We start from the raw sequence: 18511 nt of genomic DNA on the forward strand, positions 1-18511 counted from the left end.
GACCCAAAAAAGGAACCCCGGCATGGCCGGGGTCCAGGTCGTTTTCTGGAGAGATCGATCAGGTGCTGCGATCAGAAGTCGTAGGACGCACTGACACGAACCGAACGAGGTGCGCTGAAGTAGGTACCCATGCCGTAGGTGTTGGACACCGTATAGGGGCCATCTTCATAGACCGCGTCAGACTGCACGGCACGACGCTGGTTCAGCACATTGAAAACATCCAGGCTGAAAGCCAGCTTGTGATCGGCAAACGAAGGGCGATACATCACGCCCAGATCCAGGCGGGTCGTCCAGGGCTGCCGGCCTGCGTCACCCGGGCGCGACGGCTTGCCACCGCAATAGTGATAGGCAGCGTCGTAGCCCAGCGGATCACTCTCATCGGTGCCGTAGTAGCCCAGGCAGCTCTTCGGCGCTCCCGACATGATCCGCAGGGTGGCCGACGCCGACCACTCGTCGTTGAACATATAGGCGCCATAGCCCTTCAGCTGGTGACGACGGTCGTTCGCCAGATAGCCGCCCGCGTATTCCATCAGTGCCGCGGCATCCCAGTCCTGGGTCTTGGAGACGTCATCCTGGCCGATATCCGACTTCACCTGGCCTTCGGTATTGCCGAAGCTGCGCGACCAGGTGTAATCCAGACGTCCGTACCACTTGTCGCTCAGCGGGTGCTCGATGAACAGATCGACGGCGATGTAGTCACGCTTGGCCTTCTTGTTGCCGTAACCCCAGTCGGCGGAGCTCATCTGCACCGGCGTGTAACCCGAACCATCCGCGTGCCGGATCATGAAGGTATTGGTCTTGCCCGGATTGAAGATCACACAGCCCGGGACATCGAGATTGCTGTCGTCGACGCCCATCGCGGCAAGCTTGTCATGGATGCGATCGGAGTCACAGGTATCGTCGATGGCCGTCTGCAGGCGACGATAGGTGAACTTGGCACCGGAGCTCCAGCGCTCGCCCAGCGTCTTCTCGAAGCCAAGGATCAGCTCGTCCTGGTACTGCGACTTCAGGTCGGTCGGCGCAATCGACAACGGATCAGGGGTCTGGCCATATTCATTGTTGGCTGACACCGGGCCCGGGCCCAGAGCGGTCAACCCGGTCGGGTTGCCGTTGGCATCAATTCCGCTATAGGTGAAGTACTCGCGGGTGAACGTCGAGGCGGACGCACCACGAATGGCAACGCTGTTGGGCAACGCCAGGTAGTAACGGCCCAGGTTGGCGAACACCTTCAGCGACGAATCGCCAAACACGTCCCAGCTCGCGCCCAGACGCGGCGCCCACTGGTCACCGCTGTCGACGTAAGGCTTGGCCGCGCTGTTGTAGTTGGTGAACTTGTCATTGCGGATGCCGAGGGTCACCAACCAGTTCGGCGTGACCTGCCAACGGTCCTCCAGATAGTAGGCCTTCTGCTTGACCGACATGCTGGTGGTCGTGGAGAAGATGTACTTCTGCACGAAGTAGCCATTGCCGCCCGGCGGGGTGATGTCAAAGCCCGGATTCGGCGACGAGGCCGGATCGACACGGCCATAGATCCAGGCGTACCCCGGCCCGGTCATCGCCTGGCCTTCGTTATGCCCCTGGAAGTACATGTTGTCGATGCCACCAGTCAGCTCGTGGTTGCCGATACGGTACTGCAGGTCTACACGCAGACCTCGGGTCTTGCTGCCCGCATCGGACGACTTGGTATAGAGCGCCGACTGGTCATTGCGGATGGGGCGGCCACCGGTAATGGACGGATCCTGATTGCCCGGGCTGCTGAGATAGGGGTTGGCCGTATCCAGCGGATTCGACTCCAGATTGCTCTCCTTGCTACGACCCCATACCGCACTCAGGGTCAGGTCATCGTTCAGGTAGCCGGTGTACTTGAAGATGTCAAAGTCGTCCTTGAGCTTCGTGGTGTTCGGGAACGTGCCGGTGCGATCACCTTCGGCCAGGTCCTCGTAATCGAACGATCGGTAGTAGCCACCGTTGCGATCGGTGTTCTGCACACGGGTGTATTCCAGCGTGTTGCTATCGTTGATGTTCCAGTCGATCTTTCCATAGAACTTCGGCGCATCGATGGTGTAGTGGTTGCGCACCTGCTGCGTTGCTGCAGAGCTGTTCGTGGACACACCTTCGGTGCGGTCCTTTTCCGCAGCCAGGTGGATGAACAGGCGATCCTCGATCAGCGGGCCACTGGCGTAGCCACTGTAGGTGGTACGCGTGGCGACATCATCCTTGCGGTAGCGATAGAGCGAGCCAGGCAACGAGTCATCGGTGTAGCTGTATCCATTGGGCAGCTGGCGATTGGGATAGATGACAGTGGCCGCAGAAGCCGACAGCGAATCCGGCGCCCAGGTAGCCTGCACGCCGAAATGCCATTCATTGGTGCCGCGCTTGCCGAGCTGGTTGATCACGCCGCCGGTGGAGCGCCCGTATCCCGCTCCGTAACCGCCCATGAACGTTTCCTGCTGGTCGATCGACCCGTATGGCAGGCTGATACCACCCAGATTGCTGAGCGGATTGTTGGCCAGAAAGCCGTTCAGATAGTAGGCATTCTCAGTGACACTGGAGCCGCCGAAGGACAGCACCGAACGCGAGCCATTGCTGAACGCGCCACTGCCCGAGACAACACCTGGCGCCAGCAGTGCGATGGCTTCGGCACTGCGCCCCAAAGGCAACACGTCCAGCTGCTCGGATGTGATGACCGACTTGGATACTGTGTTGGTGACATCGATCTTCGGCACATTCGCTGCAACGACGTTCACTGCCTCCAGTGTGGTGGCGGCGCTGGCGCCACCGGCAAACGACACCTCGGTGCCAACGCCAACCTTCAACAGCACATTCTCGCGCTGCTCGACAGTCTGGCCGTCACGCTGCTGGATGATGGTGTACTTGCCCACCGGCAGCGAGCCGAGGTTGTAGCGGCCATTGCTGTCGACGGTCGCCGAGCGCTTCAGGCCCGTGTCGCTCTGAACCACGATGGTCGTACCGGCGGGCGCGCTGCCGTACAACGAACCGGTCGTGCTCTGAGCGGCGGCGGCGCCAATGAAAGAAGTCAGGACGACCGCCAAGGCGGTGCGCTTCAGCCTTGCGACGTGCTTGCTGCTGGTCATGGAGTTTCCTTGATTCGATGAAGATCAGGCTGCGATTGCAGAATTGCTGCATGGAAGCGACAGTTCCTTGCAGCTGAACCAAATATTAATTTCATCAATTCTTAATTTGCAATGGCAGCTGAACAAAAACAACCAATTGAAATTAAAGGAAAAATTTCGACACAAACATGAAGCTCATTCATGTTTTATTTAACAATCAGAGACTTGCAGCCGCTTTCGGCCGGCTCCCCCACCCTGTCTCCGTTGGCCGTGATACAGATCCCGGGTTAACAGCGGCCGTGCTATCGCTGTGGCTTCGTCCAACGTAGAGCCCCGACATGGCACACAAGAACACGATCTGTGTCTGGTACGACAATGGCGCGCTCGAGGCCGCCACCTTCTATGCCAGCCTCCTGCCCGACAGCGCGGTCACCGCCGTGCATCACGCGCCGGGCGACTACCCCGACGGCAAGGAAGGCAACGTTCTGACCGTCGAATTCACTGTCTGCGGCGTTCCCTGCGTCGGCCTCAACGGCGGCAGCGCGTTCAAGCACAGCGAAGCGTTCTCCTTCCAGATCCAGACCGAGGATCAGGCCGAGACCGACCGCCTGTGGAACGCGATCGTCGGCAACGGGGGCCAGGAGAGCCAATGCGGCTGGTGCAAGGACCGTTGGGGCATCTCCTGGCAGATCAGCCCGCGCATGCTGATCGAAGCAGTGACCAGCAAGGACAAGGCACTGGCCAAGCGCGCCTTCAACGCGATGATGCCGATGAAGAAGATCGACATCGCCACCATCGAAGCCGCGATCCAAAAAGGGGGCGGAGGGAATTAAATCGCTTCCCGCACGGGTCTGTGATCAGATGCTGATTGCAACGCAATCCCCTCCGCCCGCTTTCTTCAGAGGTGCTGATGACCTGGGATGCACTCATCGTCGGCGGCGGCCACAACGGGTTGGTCTGTGCAGCCTATCTGGCACGCGCCGGCAAACAGGTGCTGGTGCTCGAACGGCGTGGCGTGCTCGGCGGCGCCGCGGTCACCGAGGAATTCCATCCCGGCTTCCGCAACTCGGTGGCGTCGTACACGGTGTCGTTGCTGCAGCCGAAGGTGATCGACGACCTGCAGTTGCAGGCGCATGGGCTGCGCATTGTCGCGCGCCCGGTCAACAACTTCCTGCCATTGCCGGACGGCCGCTACCTGTTGTCGGCGCCCGGCCGCACCCAGGCCGAGGTCGCGAAATTCTCCGAACGCGATGCGCAGGCGCTGCCAGCGTATGAAGCACGCCTGGAGATCTTCGCCGACGTGCTGCGTGCGTGGGCCCTGCGCGCCCCCCCGGACGTCGGCGTGGCCGGCGGCTGGCGTGCCCTGCCCGCGCTGTGGCAGATGGGCCGTCTCGGCCGCGAACTGGCAACGCTGGATGCTTCGCTGCGCCAGGAACTGCTGGACCTGTTCACGCTTTCAGCGGCTGAGTACCTGGACCGCTGGTTCGAGAGCGCGCCGATCAAGGCGCTGTTCGGCTTCGATGGCATCGTCGGCAACTATGCCAGCCCCTACACGCCCGGAAGCGCCTACGTGCTGCTGCACCACGTGTTCGGCCAGTGCAATGGCGTGAAGGGTGCCTGGGGCCATGCAATCGGCGGCATGGGCGCGATCAGCCAGGCGATTGCCAGCGCGGCGCGCGAGGCCGGAGCCGAACTGCGCGTGGATGCCGGCGTGCAACGGGTACTGACCGAACAGGGCCGCGTCGTGGGAGTGGAACTGGCCAACGGCGAAATCCTGCGCGCACGCGCCGTAGTCGCCAACGTCAACCCCAAGCTGCTGTACGAGCAGTTGCTGGAACCGGCGCAGGTACCGGCGGCGACGCGCGAGCGGATGGCACACTGGCGCTGCGGCTCCGGGACGTTCCGGATGAGCCTCGCGCTGTCGCGGCTGCCGGACTTCCGCGCCCTGCCCGGCCCCGGCGATCACCTCAGCGCCGGCATCATCATGGCGCCCAGCCTGGACTACATGGACCGCGCCTGGCTGGATGCGCGCCGCGATGGCTGGTCACGCGAGCCGATCGTGGAAATGCTGATTCCCAGCACGCTGGACGATTCGCTGGCGCCGCCCGGACAGCATGTGGCCAGCCTGTTCTGCCAGCACGTGGCGCCGGTGCTGCCCGACGGGCGTCACTGGGATGATCATCGTGAAGCAGTCGCCGATCTGATGATCGCTACCGTTGAACGGTATGCGCCGGGTTTCGCTGTCAGCATCCTCGGTCGGCAGGTGTTGTCGCCGCTTGATCTGGAGCGCACCTTCGGCCTGGTCGGTGGCGACATCTTCCACGGCGCGCTCAGTGCCCACCAGTTGTTCTCGGCACGGCCGATGGTTGGCCAGGCCGGCTATCGCGGTGCCCTGCCCGGGTTGTACCTGTGTGGTTCGGGTACCCACCCCGGTGGTGGCGTCACGGGTGCGCCCGGGCACAATGCCGCGCAGGTGGTGTTACAGGATCTGTAGATCCACGCCGTGCGTGGATGCGCGCGTACCCGCCGCATGCATGACCTGCCGTTGGTGGGTACCAACCTTGGTTGGTACGAAACAACAGGGATGATTGCCAACCAAGGTTGGCACCTACCCGCGTGGGACAAGGCGTGCCAACCAAGGTTGGCACCTACCGCGTCAAATGATCCTTCGGATCATTTGACGCTGCGCAGATGGTTCGGGCGCTTCGGCGGGCCGGGCGGTCGGCGCTTGTTGAACGGCGATTGCCCTCGCCAGTAGCGGATCAGCAGCCAGCCGAACAGCATGCCGCCCAGATGCGCGAAGTGGGCCACGCCCGGCTGCCAGCCGGTCATGCCCAGCACCAGCTCACCCACGCCGAACAGGATCACGAAGGTTCGCGCCTTCATCGGGATCGGTGGGAACAGCAGCATCACCCGCTGGTTCGGGAACAGCATGCCGTAGGCCAGCAACAGGCCGAACACTCCGCCGGAAGCGCCCAGCACCGTGGCCGGATTCTCCAGCAACGTACCCACCAGCAACTGGCAGACACCGGCACCGGCCACGCAGACCAGGTAGTACAGCAGGAAGCGTTTCTCGCCCCAGGTCTGCTCCAGCGGCGCGCCGAACATGAAGACTGCCAGCATGTTGAAGAACAGGTGGCCGAAGCTGCCATGCAGGAAGCCATAGGTCAGCAGCTGCCACGGCTGGAAGTTGCCGCCCGGCGAGAACGCATCGAAGCCCTGCTGCAGCGGTTGCAGCATGAACGGCTCGAAGGTCTGCATGCCGAGCAGGAACGGCTGCTGCAGCAGGAACAGGATCGCGTTGGCGATCAGCAGGGCCTTGGTGACGGTAGGCAGTCGCGGGAACATGGGAGCACCGGCATGGAACGGCCTCCATCATAGCCGCAGCACCGTGTCTTGTTGGCGACCCGCAGGCGTGGCCTGTTCAGTCGCCAGCGGTGCTCAGCCCGGGCCCCACACGGCAGCATCCAGCGCCGCGGCTGGATCGGTGGCCGGCATCCGCACCCGGCCGTTCTCCACCACCACGCCCTCGGCGCGCAGCCGCTGTGACTGCTCGCGCCAGCCGGCCGACCCTTCTTCCATGGCAATTCGCCCATCCGAACGCAGCACGCGATGCCAGGGCAGGTCGGGATCGTCGTTCTGGCCGAGGATGCGTGCGGTCAAGCGCGCACGCCCCGGCAGGCCGGCACGCATCGCCACCTGGCCATAGCCCATCACCTGCCCCGCCGGGATCGCGCGGATCACCGCCAGGATGCGCGCACGCGCCTGCTCCGGCGTCAGCGCCGCAGGCGGGTCACCAGCAGTACGCCGATCAGCACCAGCACGGTGCCGGCGATCTGCGCCGGCCCCATCGGTTCGTCGAGCAGCCATAGGCTCATCACGATGGTGGAAACAGGGCCCAGCATACCGACCTGCGCGGCCAGCGACGAACCCACGCGCTGCACCGCCAGCATGATCGCCAGTACCGGCAGCACCGTGCACACGGTGGCATTGACCAGCGACAGCCACTGCACTGGCGCCGGCGCCTGCCACAGCAGCGGCAGTGGATGGGTCACCGCGAAGTGCAGCAGCACCAGCACGCTGGCCACGCAGCTGGCGTAGGCGGTCAGGCGTACCGCACCGATGCGCGCGACCACCTGCCCACTGCCGAACAGGTACAGCGCGTAGCTGAGCGCACTGCCCAGCACCAGCAGGCTGCCGACGATGATCTGCCCGCCCTCGCGCTGCAGGTCATGCCCGAAGGCCAGCAGCACGCCCAGATAGCTCAGCACCAACGCACCGATCTGCCAGCGTCCGGGCCGCTGGCGCGCCAGCAGCACATTGATCAGCAGCACCAGGGTAGGGTTCAAGTAAAGGATCAGCCGTTCAAGGGTCACGCTGATGTACTGCAAGCCCTGGAAATCGAGAAGGCTGGACAGGTAGTAGCCGGTGAAGCCCAGCCACAGCACGCGGGCGCGGTCGGCCCAGGACAGCGGCGTGGCCCGGCGCGCGGCCCACAGTGCCATCAGTACGAACAGCGGCAGCGCCATCAGCATGCGCAGCGCGAGCAGCGTGGTGGCATCGACGCCATGACGCAGGCCGAGCTTGACGATGATCGCCTTGCCGGAGGCGGTGATGGCACCGATCGCGGCCAGGCCGATTCCACTCAGCGCGATGCGGGGGGAAGCGGTTGCGATACGGGAAGTGGGGCTGGACATCAGGACGACGGCGGGCCGCATAGGGCGGCCCGGAAAGGCGTGGGGGCCGTCATTGTCGCATGGAGGCGCCCGGTGCCCTGTAGAGCCGAGCCTGCGCTCGGCTGCACCATGCCTGCACGGAATGCAGCCGAGCATAGGCTCGGCTCTACAACTGCGGGCTCAGCGCATCAGCACCACTTCCTCGGCCGAGGTCGGGTGGATCGCCACGGTATCGTCGAACTGGGCCTTGGTCGCGCCCATCTTCACCGCCACCGCGAAGCCCTGCAGGATCTCGTCGGCCGCTTCACCCAGCAGATGGATGCCTACCACCCGCTCTTCCGGGCCCACGCAGACCATCTTGAACAGGCTGCGCTGGGTACCGTTGGCAAGCGCCTGCAGCATCGGGCGGAAGCGGCTGTGGTACACGCTCACCTGGTCGAAACGGGCGCGTGCTTCTTCCTCGCTCATGCCCACCGCGCCCAGTGGCGGGTGCGAGAACACCACGCTGGCCACGTTCTCATAATCCATCTTCGACTGCGGGCGGCCGCCGAACAGGCGGTCCATCAGGCGCCGCGATGCGGCCACCGCCACCGGGGTCAGGCCGACTTTGCCGGCGATGTCGCCGACCGCATGCACGCTCGGCACGCTGGTGGTCTGCCATTCGTCCACCGCCACCTGCTGGTGCTCGCCGATGCCGATGCCCAGCGCTTCCAGGCCCAGGTCACGACTGTTGCCGCGCCGGCCGGTGGCGAAGAACACTGCATCAAACACGGTGTCGAGCGGGCCGTCATGGCCGAACGCACGCACGCGTTCGCCCTCGCGCTGCAGTTCGCGCAGGCGGTAGTCGAAATGGATGCGCACGCCCTGCTGTTTCAGGTTCTCGGCCAGCTGGTCGGTCAGCTCGTAATCGAAGCGTTCCAGCAAGCGCTTTCCGCGCACCAGCAGGCTCACCCTGCTGCCCAGCGCCTGCAGCAGGCCGGCCAGTTCCACTGCAATGTAGCCACCGCCGATGATCGCGACCTCGGCCGGTGCCGCGCGCAGATCGAAGAAGTCATCGGAAACCAGGCCCAGTTCGGCACCGGGAACATCCGGGCGCAGCGGGTGCGCGCCGGTGGCGATCAGGATGTGTTCGGCGCTGTAACGCACGCCATCGCTGCAGGCGACGGTATGCGCATCGAGCAGATGGCCGCGCGCCGGAATGCGCACCACGCCGGTTTCATCCAGGCGCTTGTGGTAGCTGGTGTGGATGTTGCTGATGTAGGCCTGGCGATGGATCACCAGCTCCTTCCACGACAACGACGGGCGTGCCTCGACATCGAAGCCCATCGCATTGGCCAGGCCGATGCGCTCGTGCAGGTCGGCCGCCAGCCACATCGCCTTCTTCGGCACGCAGCCAACGTTGACACAGGTACCGCCCAGCTCGCCGGGCTCCAGCATCGCCACGCGCTTGCCATGCTGCGCCGCGCGGATCGCACCGGCCAGGCCGGCGGAGCCACCGCCAAGGACGATCAGGTCGTAATCATAGGGTGCAGTGCTCATCGGAATCGCTCGGGTCGGTAAGGGGCAGGATCGATCGCTGGTGTGCGGCCGCAGACGAGATCGGCAATCAGCTGGCCGGTGCCGGCGCTCATGCTGATGCCGAGCATGCCATGCCCCGCCGCAAGCCAGACGTGAGGATGCGCGGGTGCGCGGCCGATCAACGGCACGTCGTCCACGCTCATGGGGCGCCACCCGCACCACTGCTCCTGCAGCTGCGCACCGCGTGGCGCGCGCAGGTAGTGGTCGGCGGCCTGCTGCAAAGCCTGCAGGCGGGCCGTGCGCAGCTGCGGATCGGCACCGGCGAATTCCATGGTGCCGCCCAGCCGCAGCGCTTCGCGCCAGGCGATCACGAACACGGAATGGTCTTTCAGCACCACCGGACGCTGTGGCACCTGCGCCGGTCGCGACCAGGTCAGCGAGTAGCCTTTGCCGGGCTGGATCGGCACGCGCAGATCCAGTTGCCGTGCCCAGTCGCGCGACCACGGGCCGGTGGCCAGCACCAGCTCACGTGCCCGCAGGGCCTGCCCACCGACCTGCACGCGTACCCCGTGTGCATCGTCGCTGAAGCCCTGCACGTCCTTCTGCTCGTCGATCACCACGCCCTGCGCGCGCAGTACACGTGCCAGCTCCGCGGTGTAGCGGTCCGGCCGCAGCTGCGCATCACCGGGAAAGTGGATCGCGCCGGCCAGGCGGTCGTGGAAGGCCGGATTGGCACGTGCGTAGCCGGCCCCGTCGATGCAGGCCGTGGCGATACCCTGCCTGTTCAGTGCTTCGCACTCGGCCGCGTAGTGGTCGAAGTTGCGCGCATCGCCGAACACATAGTCCAGCCCGCGCGTATCGAACTCGCACTCCAGTGCATGCGCCTGCACCCAATCGGCCAGGCGCAGCCGCGAGTCGTTCAGCAATGCACCCCGTGCCCGCGTGGATTGCAGCCAGTCACGCGTGTTGCAGCGTGCACCGAACTGCAGCAACCAGCGCCACAGCACCGGATCCAGGCGGGTGCGCACATACAGCGGCGCACGCGGATCGAGCATCCAGCGCAATGCGCGCAGTGGCACGCCAGGCGCAGCCAGTGGAGGTGCATGGCTGGGAGTAACGGTGCCGCAGTTGCCGTGCGAGGTTGCCGCACCAATGCGGCCACGATCGATCACACGCACCTGCCGCCCCTGCGCACGCAGTGCGAGCGCGGCGGCCAGACCGATGGCACCGGCGCCCACCACGATCACATCCTCGCGCGCGCCCAGCATCGATCAGCCCTGCCCGGCTCCGCGCCGCATCGGCGGCCACTGCCGGTAGGTCATCGCGCGCCACAGCCATTCCATCGGCCCAAAGCGGAAGTGGCGCAGCCAAGCGTGCGAGATGCCCAGCTGCACGGTGAACAGCAGCAGCGCGAACAGCAGCTGCACGCTGCGTGGCATCATTTCGAACGCGCCCAGGCCGTAGTGATAGAACAACCAGGTGCACAGCAGGGACTGGCCGAGGTAATGGGTCAACGCCATGCGCCCGACCGGCGCCAGCCAGCCCAGCCGCGCGCGCCAGTGCACGATCCAGGCCAGGTAGCCCAGGCACATCGGCAGGCCGCCGATCGTCACCAGCGCCATCGCCGCCGTCACCGGCAGATCGTAGGCGCCCGGCGCCAGATACGGTTTCCAGGCAACACCCAGCAGCGTGACCAGCAGGCCGAGGGGCAGCGCCACCCAACGCAACACCGCGTACAACCGCGGGAAGCGCTCCGGTGTGGCCAACGCGCCGCTGCCGGCAAACCAGCTGCCGATCAGGAACATGCCAAGCACCTCCGGACCGGTGATCAGCAGCGCCCCCATCGACGCGCCGAACTCATTCACCCGCTGGACGGTGGCCTGCATCCAGCTGCCGTGCCCGTACACCTGGCGCTGCAGATCGATGCCCTGCTGCGCCTCGGTGAGCATTTCCCGCACCTCGTCCGCAGAGGCCATCGACACCATCGCGCCGACCAGCAGCATCATCGCCACGCCGCCGAGGTAGACCGTCGCGCCCATCCACGGCAGCCAGCTGCGCGGCGCCTCCCGGCAGGCCAGCAGCGGCAGCGAGATCAGCGCGTACAGCACCAGGATGTCGCCCGACCAGACCAGCACTGCATGGCACAGGCCGATCAGCAGCAGACCGGCACTGCGACGCAGGTAGAACGGGGTGAAATCACGCGCAGCCAGCTCGGCGCGTTGCGCCATCACCGCAAAGCCGGCGCCGAACAACAGCGAGAACAGCGTGAAGAACTTGCCCTGCACGAACACATAGACAAAGGCATCGGCCCAGTAGTCAATGCCATGCCAGTGCACGTCGATGCCGGTGAACGCCAGGTCCAGCGGCCCGCTGAAGGCCTCGATGTTCATCAGCAGGATGCCCAGCAGCGCGGCACCGCGCAGCACGTCCAGCACGGCGATGCGTTCGCCGGAGGCCATCGGCTGCAGGGAAGGAGAAGCGGCGTTCACGGGGCATCCGTCGGGCAGGTCCGTCATTATGCCGTCGGCCCGCACGCCGTGGATGGGCGCGCCGTGTTCCAGAAACGCAACGGCCCGCCGAAGCGGGCCGTTGCTGACATCACGATCGCGCTGCGATCAGTGGTGGTGACCACCGTCGCCGTGGACGTGGCCGTGATCGATCTCTTCCTGGCCGGCTTCGCGCACATCGACGATTTCCACGTCGAAGTGCAGGTCCTTGCCAGCCATCGGGTGGTTCAGGTCAACGTCGACGACGCTCATGCCGACCTTCTGCACGGTCACCGCACGCGGGCCGAAGTTGGTCTGCAGCACGACCTGCTGGCCCGGAGCCAGCCTGGTGTTGCCGAAGTGCTTCTTCGGCACGCGCTGGGACAGGCCCTCACGGCGCTCGCCGTAGGCGTCGGCAGCATTGACATCGACGCTGAAGGTCGCGCCGGCTTCCTTGTCCATCATGGCGTTTTCCAGGCCCGGGATGATGTTGCCGTGGCCGATCAGGATCGCCAGCGGCTCGCCGCGGTCCTTGGACGATTCGATCGGCTCCTGGCCGACTTCGGAAACGGTGTAGTGGAAGCGGACAACGCGGTCTTTTTCGATCTTCATGCGCAACTCTGTCTGGATCTGCCGGAGGCAGGCGGGTTGGGGCGGGTTGTCGCCCGGCGGGGACGCCGCCATCATGACGGCCAATCCAAGGTGGCGCATTATCCGGAGATCATGCACATCACGCCAGTTTCGTCCGGCCTCCGCCGGCTTCTCGCCCCGGCCCTGCTGCTGGCCCTGCCCCTGCTGATGACCGCCTGCGGCGGTGGCAAGGCCACCCGACCTGCACCTCCCCCGCCTACGGCGAACTGGCCGAAGACCGTGCCGGACAACCCGGAGGCGGCCAACTCGGTGCTGATGCGCGCCATCAGCCTGGTCGGCACCCCCTACCGCTATGGCGGCAACACCCCCGATTCGGGCTTCGACTGCAGCGGCCTGGTCGCCTATGTCTACCGCGAGATGCTGGACCTGAAGCTGCCACGTACTTCGCGCGATCTCGCGGCGGTACAGGGCCCGAAGATCGATCCGCAGCGCCTGGCCACCGGCGATCTGGTGTTCTTCGGCAGCCGCGGCAGCGTCACCCACGTTGGCATTTATGTAGGTGAAGGGCGTTTCGTGCACGCGCCGAGTACCGGTGGCACCGTGCGGCTGGACTCGCTCAGCGGTCCCTACTGGAAGGACCACTACACAGGCGCGAAACGTGTCCTTCGCTAAGATGAACAGGCGATATGTTCAAAACTGTGACGCACATCACCTTGAAACTAACGGATTACTAACGGAATTTTTAACTTATCCGCGCTTTTACAGGGCATGATGCCCCATCGTTTTTTTCCTGTGACCGACGCGTGACGACTGACGACCTGAAAAGCGAAGGCCAGACTTCCGTATCTTCACGCAGTGCCCGCCCGTTGTTGCTTGGCCTGGCACTGTGTCTGACCAGCCTCCCGGCCTGGTCGCAGACTGCTCCGAACCGTTCCGATGCAACCCCGGCCCCGGTGGCCGAGAGTACCGCCCGACCGGCCGCCAAGGCCGAGGCTGCCGCTCCGCAGCGCAGCCGCGTCGACGCCGCCGCCAGCGCTACCCTGGCCGCCCTGCTGCCGCACCTGGCCGCCAACGACACCATTCCGCTGATGGACCGCTCGGCCGTGGTGGCCGGTGACCTCAGCCGCCTCCTCGCCAACTACGACACCAGCAGCGCTGCCAATGGCAGCGTTGTCGGCACCGCGGCCGACAACGGCAAGGTGCAGTCGCTGCTGCGCCGTGCAATGACGCTGCTGGGCACCCCGTACCGTTGGGGTGGCAGCAACCCGGACAGCGGCTTCGACTGCAGTGGCCTGGTCGGTTACGTGTTCCGCTCGGCCCTGGGTATCGAGCTGCCGCGCGTCTCGCGCGAAATGGCGCACGACGACAACGCCGAACTGATCAACGACCGCACCGCGCTGGCCGCTGGTGACCTGGTGTTCTTCGGCCGCAAGGGCCGCGTCGACCACGTGGGCATCTATGTGGGCGATGGCCGCTTCCTGCACGCACCGAGCTCCGGCAAGGACGTCCGCGTGGACACCCTGCTCAGTGGCTACTGGGGCAACAAGTTCATGCAGGCCCGCCGGGTCGACCTCTGACCGGTTGGCGCCACCGAGCCGCCTGATGCGAGAAGCCGCTGCCCTGCAGCGGCTTTTTTGTTTGCGCCCCCGGTAGGTGCCGACCTTGGTCGGCACAGCGCCATCTGCCCTGGTGGGTGCCGACCTTGGTCGGCACCGCCACCATCCTCGTGGCGTGGATCTACCGGAACAAAACAAAAGGCCCGCCGGTCAGGGCGGGCCTTCCATCACCACCACGCAACCTCAGCCGCGTGGCGGTGTCGGGTCGGGATCATCCACGCCCACGTTGCTGGACGGGTTGTCATACACCGCCTGGTCGAGCAGGCCGGTCTCCTTGGCCACGATCACCGGCACCAGCATCTGGCCCGTCACGTTCGTCATCGTGCGCATCATGTCCAGGATGCGGTCGATGGCATACAGGTAGCCGATCGTCTCCAGCGGCAGGTTGGCCGCGCTCAGCACCACCGTAGCCATGATCACCGCGGTACCTGGCACGCCGGCCGTACCGAAGCTGCCCAGCACCGAGGCGATCAGCACCACCACGTACTGTTCCGGGGTCAGCGGCACACCGCTGTACTGCGCGATGAACACCGCGCACAGCGCCGGATAGATCGCACCACAGCCGTCCATCTTGATGCTGGCGCCCAGCGGCACCGCGAACGAACCGTAGTCCTTGTTAACGCCCAGGTTGTGGGTGATCGAACGCAGCGCCACCGGCATCGCGGCGAAGCTGGACGAGCTGACGAAGGCCACCTGCATGCCCGGCGCCGCGCCGCGGAAGAACTTCAGCGGATTCAGACCATGCGCCAGCAGCAGTGCGCTGTAGACCACCACGATGTGCAGGGCACAGGCCACGTACAGGGCCAGCACGAAATGACCCAGCGGCAGCAGCTTCTCGAACCCGTAGCTGCCGACCAGACCGGCGATCAGCCCGAAGGTACCGATCGGGGTGACTTCCAGCACGAAGCGGGTCACCTGGATCATGATGTCGCTCATCTGGCCGACCAGCTTGCGCGCCTCGGTCACCTTCTCGCCCAGCTTGACGATGGCGAAACCGACCAGACCAGCAAAGAAGATCACCGGCAGGATCGAGCCACGGCCGGCGGCCAGCACGGTTTCACCCGCGGCATTGACCTTGGTGCCGATGCCGGACAGCGCATAGAAGACATTGGCCGGCACCACGTCCAGCAATACCTGTACCACGCTGGGCACTTCGCGCGGCACATAGTTGCTGGCCATCGCCAACTGCAGGCCACCCGCGCCGGGCTGCAGCACCGTGCCTACGGCCAGGCCAACGCACACCGCCAGCGCGGCGGTGATCACGAACCACAGGAAGGTGCGGCCACTGAGCGCGGCGATCGACTTCTGGCCGTGCAGCGACGAGATCGCATTGATGACCGCGAAGAACACCAGCGGCACCGCGATCATCTTGATCAGGGTGACGTACAGCTCGCCGAGCGGGCCGAACCACGTTTCCGCGGCCGGGCCGAGCGCCCAGCCGGCCAGCGCGCCGAGCACGAAGCCACCGACCACGCGCTGCCAGAATGGAATCCGCAGCCAGGCAGAGACCAGCTTCATAGGCAATCCAGAGGGAAGGAAGGGATGCTGGCACGATAGCCCAACAACGGCTGGGGAACGACCGCCCGGCCGGCAAATCAGTGTGTCATCGGCGTGCCTTGCGAGGGCGGGCATAATGAACGTCCCGTTACAGTTTGTGAGATCCCAGCGTCCATGCGCCGTTCCGTCTCCCTGTTGGCCGCCTGCGCCACCACCCTGCTGCTGGGCGCCTGCGCCAGCACCGCACCCGCGTCCGCTCCGGCCGGCCTGAAGGTCGCCGTCGATCCCGTCGCCCACCCGGCCGGCGAGACACCGCAGTGGTGGTACCGCAGCGGCGCCGCCCAGGCCGCCGCCAACGGCGCGATGTCCGGCAAGGCCAGGAACGTCATCCTGTTCCTCGGTGACGGCATGAGCCTGACCACCGTGGCCGCCTCGCGCATCTACGAAGGCCAGCAGAAGGGCGGCTCCGGCGAAGAGAACCTGCTGTCCTGGGAGCGCTTCCCGGCCACGGCGTTCAGCAAGACCTACAACACAGATTCGCAGACCCCCGATTCGGCCGGCACCATGACCGCCATCACCACCGGCGTGAAGACCCACATGGGTGCGATCGGCGTCAGTGCCGGCAGCCGCACCGACTGTGCCGACAGCCTGTCCAAGGGCCTGCTGACCTGGCTGCAGCTGGCCGACAGCGCCGGCCTGGCTACCGGCGTGGTATCCACCGCGCGCCTGACCCATGCCACCCCGGCCGCCACCTATGCGCACTCGCCCGAGCGCAACTGGGAAAACGACACCGACCTGACCGACGCGGCCAAGGCCGCAGGCTGCAAGGACATCGCCCAGCAGCTGCTGTCGACCTCGCGCTATGGCCGTGGCCCGCTGGTCGCCCTCGGCGGCGGCCGTGGTGAGTTCACCACGGTGGAAGAGCGCGACCCGGAGTACGACGACAAGGTCGGCCAGCGCCTGGATGGCCGCAGCCTGGTGCAGGAATGGCAGCAGGCGCACCCGCAGGGCGCCTACGTGTGGAACAGCAAGCAGCTGGCCGCCGCCGCGGATGCGCCGGCCATCCTTGGCCTGTTCGAACCGGACCACATGCGCTACGAGTACGAGCGCCCGCAGGATCCGGGCGGTGAGCCGAGCCTGGCCGAACTGACGGCGGCAGCCATCAAGAATCTGGCCAAGCACCAGGAAGGCTACGTGCTGATGATCGAAGGCGCGCGCATCGACCACGCCAACCACAGCGGCAACGCCTACCGTGCCCTGACCGAGACCGTGGCGCTGTCCGACGCGGTGCGCGTGGCCAACGAGCTGACCTCGGCCGACGACACCCTGATCATCGTCACCGCCGACCACTCGCACACGCTGAACTTCGTCGGCTACCCGGCACGCGGCAATCCGATCCTGGGCAAGGTGAAGGACAAGGGCGGCGAAGATGGTGCCGGCAAGCTGGACTACGCGCTGGACGGCACCGGCCAGCCCTACACCACGTTGAGCTACGCCAATGGCCCGGGCCATACCGGCAGCAGCAACCAGCAGCCGGCCGGCCCGAAGCGCTACCCGCACAACCCGAGCAGCTTCGAACCGGCCAACGGCCGCCCGAACCTGCGCGAGGTCGACACCGAGCATCCGGACTACATGCAGGAAGCACTGGTGCCGATGAAGTCCGAATCGCATGGTGGTGAAGACGTCGGCATCTGGGCGCGTGGCCCGGGCAGCAAGGCGATCCGCGGCACGCTGGAACAGAACGCGATCTACCACATGATCGTGCAGGCCACCCCGGCCCTGCGCGAGCGCCTGTGCCAGGCCGGCACCTGCGATGACAAGGGCGTACCGGTGCAGCTGCCGGCACCGACGGCCTTCGAACGCAAGGCCGAGGCCAAGTGATCGTGCCGCAGGCCCGCCCTGCCCCCGCCCGCGGCCGTTTCGCGCGGTCGCTGGCCCTGCTCGGCGCGCTGGCCAGTTCCAGCGCGCTGGCGCAGGCACCGGCCTGCAAGCTGCTGACCGACTAACACGGGTTGTGGCCGCTGCCCAACTGCGAGGTGGTCGATCACCGGCCGAAGATCAGCGCCGATACGCTGAAGGACCTGAACTACGACGACCACGGCCTGGCCGTGGTATATGCCGATCAGGGCTTCCACTACATCGACCGCAAGGGCCGCAGCCTGCCGGTGCTGACCTGGGACAACGGCCCGGAGACACCGGAGGAAGGCCTGCTGCGCGGGCGCGTCGGCAATCGCGTGGGCTACTTCGATCTGACATTCCGCCAGGTAGTGCCGGGCACCTTCGATTTCGCCTGGCCATTCCGCGATGGCGTGGCCGAGGTCTGCAACGGCTGCCGTCGCGGCACGCCGGATGGCGATGGCCACACGCCGATGGAAGGCGGAGAGCGGTTCCGGATCGACCGCTCGGGCCGTCGGGTGAAGTAGGGTTTTCGGCAGGGCTGCGCCCTGCACCTGCAGACGCAACGGCAACGGCCGAAGCAACAGCAACAGCGTGCATTCCGTGGGATGGCGGGGCACTGTGGGTTTGCGGGGACGCCGTAAACCCGTCCATGGGGGCTTGGTCGCCGCATCCATGCGGCTCACACCCCGCAAACCCACAGTGCCCCGCCTTCGACAGGTTCACGCGGCTGTTGGTGGGTGCCGACCGTTGGTCGGCACATCTGTCAGACATCGAATGAATCATCCACGCATGGCGTGGATCTACTGGCAATTGCGGTTGTTGGTTCGCGCGGCTGTTGGTAGGTGTCGACCTTGGTCGACACAGAGCGAGCGCAGCAAGCGATCCGCTTCTGCTTTTCTTTTTTCTTTTCCGTGGTTGGACGCGGCAGGAAACTGTCAAAGGTGGGGCGGGTGGGCCATGCAGGGGCGTTGGGCCCAATGATTGCGCCAAACACCTTAAACGGAACTAATTTCACCGTACCCTTCATTGCTAAACCCCCCCCCCAAACAAGGCAATTTTAATTAAACCCCCAAACAACACGGGCTCACCCGTTTGGCGCCCCAAAATACCGCCGCGTCAGGTTTTACGCCTCCCCCAACGTTCAAAAGAAATAG

At 65.5% G+C, this 18511-nt stretch carries 14 protein-coding genes and 1 pseudogene; 6 read left to right on the forward strand and 9 right to left on the reverse strand.

All coding sequences use genetic code 11. The features are described 5' to 3' along the window. Positions 1-71: 71 nt before the first annotated feature. Positions 72-3095, reverse strand: a complete 3024-nt coding sequence (locus QRO91_RS11980) for a TonB-dependent receptor (protein WP_049430121.1) — start codon at positions 3093-3095, stop codon at positions 72-74. A 317-nt stretch (positions 3096-3412) separates the two neighbouring features. On the opposite strand from QRO91_RS11980, the gene QRO91_RS11985 reads away from it, so the two are divergent. Both QRO91_RS11985 and QRO91_RS11990 read left to right on the forward strand, forming a co-directional pair. Then, the gene (locus QRO91_RS11985; RefSeq protein ID WP_049430120.1) at positions 3413-3907 is read left to right on the forward strand and encodes a VOC family protein; all 495 of its coding nucleotides are present in this window, start codon (positions 3413-3415) and stop codon (positions 3905-3907) included. Between the two features lie 77 nt (positions 3908-3984). Beyond that, positions 3985-5568, forward strand: a complete 1584-nt coding sequence (locus tag QRO91_RS11990) for an NAD(P)/FAD-dependent oxidoreductase (RefSeq protein ID WP_049430118.1) — start codon at positions 3985-3987, stop codon at positions 5566-5568. Positions 5569-5747: 179 nt separating this feature from the next. Here QRO91_RS11990 and QRO91_RS11995 read toward each other — a convergent pair whose 3' ends face one another. From QRO91_RS11995 to QRO91_RS12025, 7 genes are all read right to left on the reverse strand, one after another. Further along, complete coding sequence (locus QRO91_RS11995; RefSeq protein WP_032128229.1) at positions 5748-6422, reverse strand: rhomboid family intramembrane serine protease; 675 nt, start codon at positions 6420-6422, stop codon at positions 5748-5750. 93 nt (positions 6423-6515) lie between these two features. After that, the gene (locus QRO91_RS12000; RefSeq protein WP_224329410.1) at positions 6516-6854 is read right to left on the reverse strand and encodes an MGMT family protein; all 339 of its coding nucleotides are present in this window, start codon (positions 6852-6854) and stop codon (positions 6516-6518) included. Beyond that, positions 6851-7771 (reverse strand): DMT family transporter, encoded by a 921-nt coding sequence (locus QRO91_RS12005; RefSeq protein ID WP_049430127.1) that lies wholly within the window; start codon positions 7769-7771, stop codon positions 6851-6853. The genes QRO91_RS12000 and QRO91_RS12005 overlap by 4 nt, the downstream gene beginning before the upstream one ends. A 159-nt stretch (positions 7772-7930) precedes the next feature. Next, positions 7931-9289: a glutathione-disulfide reductase gene (gene gorA, locus QRO91_RS12010; protein ID WP_197650871.1), complete on the reverse strand. Its 1359-nt coding sequence runs from the start codon at positions 9287-9289 to the stop codon at positions 7931-7933. Further along, entirely contained in the window at positions 9286-10536 is a 1251-nt protein-coding gene (locus QRO91_RS12015; RefSeq protein ID WP_049430115.1) for an FAD-dependent oxidoreductase, read from the reverse strand. Before QRO91_RS12015 ends, gorA begins: the two co-directional genes overlap by 4 nt. Positions 10537-10539: 3 nt before the next feature. After that, positions 10540-11784: a DUF418 domain-containing protein gene (locus QRO91_RS12020; RefSeq protein WP_049430113.1), complete on the reverse strand. Its 1245-nt coding sequence runs from the start codon at positions 11782-11784 to the stop codon at positions 10540-10542. 99 nt (positions 11785-11883) lie between these two features. Continuing rightward, positions 11884-12366, reverse strand: coding sequence for a peptidylprolyl isomerase (locus QRO91_RS12025; RefSeq protein WP_049430126.1), 483 nt, complete (start codon positions 12364-12366; stop codon positions 11884-11886). A gap of 111 nt (positions 12367-12477) precedes the next feature. Between QRO91_RS12025 and QRO91_RS12030 the strand changes: the two genes are divergently transcribed. Together QRO91_RS12030 and QRO91_RS12035 are read left to right on the forward strand one after the other, a co-directional pair. Next, positions 12478-13017, forward strand: coding sequence for a C40 family peptidase (locus QRO91_RS12030; RefSeq protein WP_049430125.1), 540 nt, complete (start codon positions 12478-12480; stop codon positions 13015-13017). A gap of 131 nt (positions 13018-13148) precedes the next feature. Continuing rightward, positions 13149-13922 (forward strand): C40 family peptidase, encoded by a 774-nt coding sequence (locus QRO91_RS12035; RefSeq protein WP_053091939.1) that lies wholly within the window; start codon positions 13149-13151, stop codon positions 13920-13922. 222 nt (positions 13923-14144) lie between these two features. Here QRO91_RS12035 and QRO91_RS12040 read toward each other — a convergent pair whose 3' ends face one another. Further along, positions 14145-15479, reverse strand: a complete 1335-nt coding sequence (locus QRO91_RS12040) for a dicarboxylate/amino acid:cation symporter (RefSeq protein ID WP_049430111.1) — start codon at positions 15477-15479, stop codon at positions 14145-14147. Positions 15480-15632: 153 nt separating this feature from the next. On the opposite strand from QRO91_RS12040, the gene QRO91_RS12045 reads away from it, so the two are divergent. Continuing rightward, the gene (locus QRO91_RS12045; RefSeq protein WP_049430109.1) at positions 15633-17339 is read left to right on the forward strand and encodes an alkaline phosphatase; all 1707 of its coding nucleotides are present in this window, start codon (positions 15633-15635) and stop codon (positions 17337-17339) included. Then, positions 17336-17881: pseudogene (locus tag QRO91_RS12050) on the forward strand (WG repeat-containing protein). Before QRO91_RS12045 ends, QRO91_RS12050 begins: the two are co-directional and overlap by 4 nt. Positions 17882-18511: the final 630 nt, after the last annotated feature.

Origin of the sequence: Stenotrophomonas maltophilia group sp. Smal32 (genome assembly GCF_030237085.1) — a bacterium.
Taxonomy (GTDB): domain Bacteria; phylum Pseudomonadota; class Gammaproteobacteria; order Xanthomonadales; family Xanthomonadaceae; genus Stenotrophomonas; species Stenotrophomonas maltophilia_Q.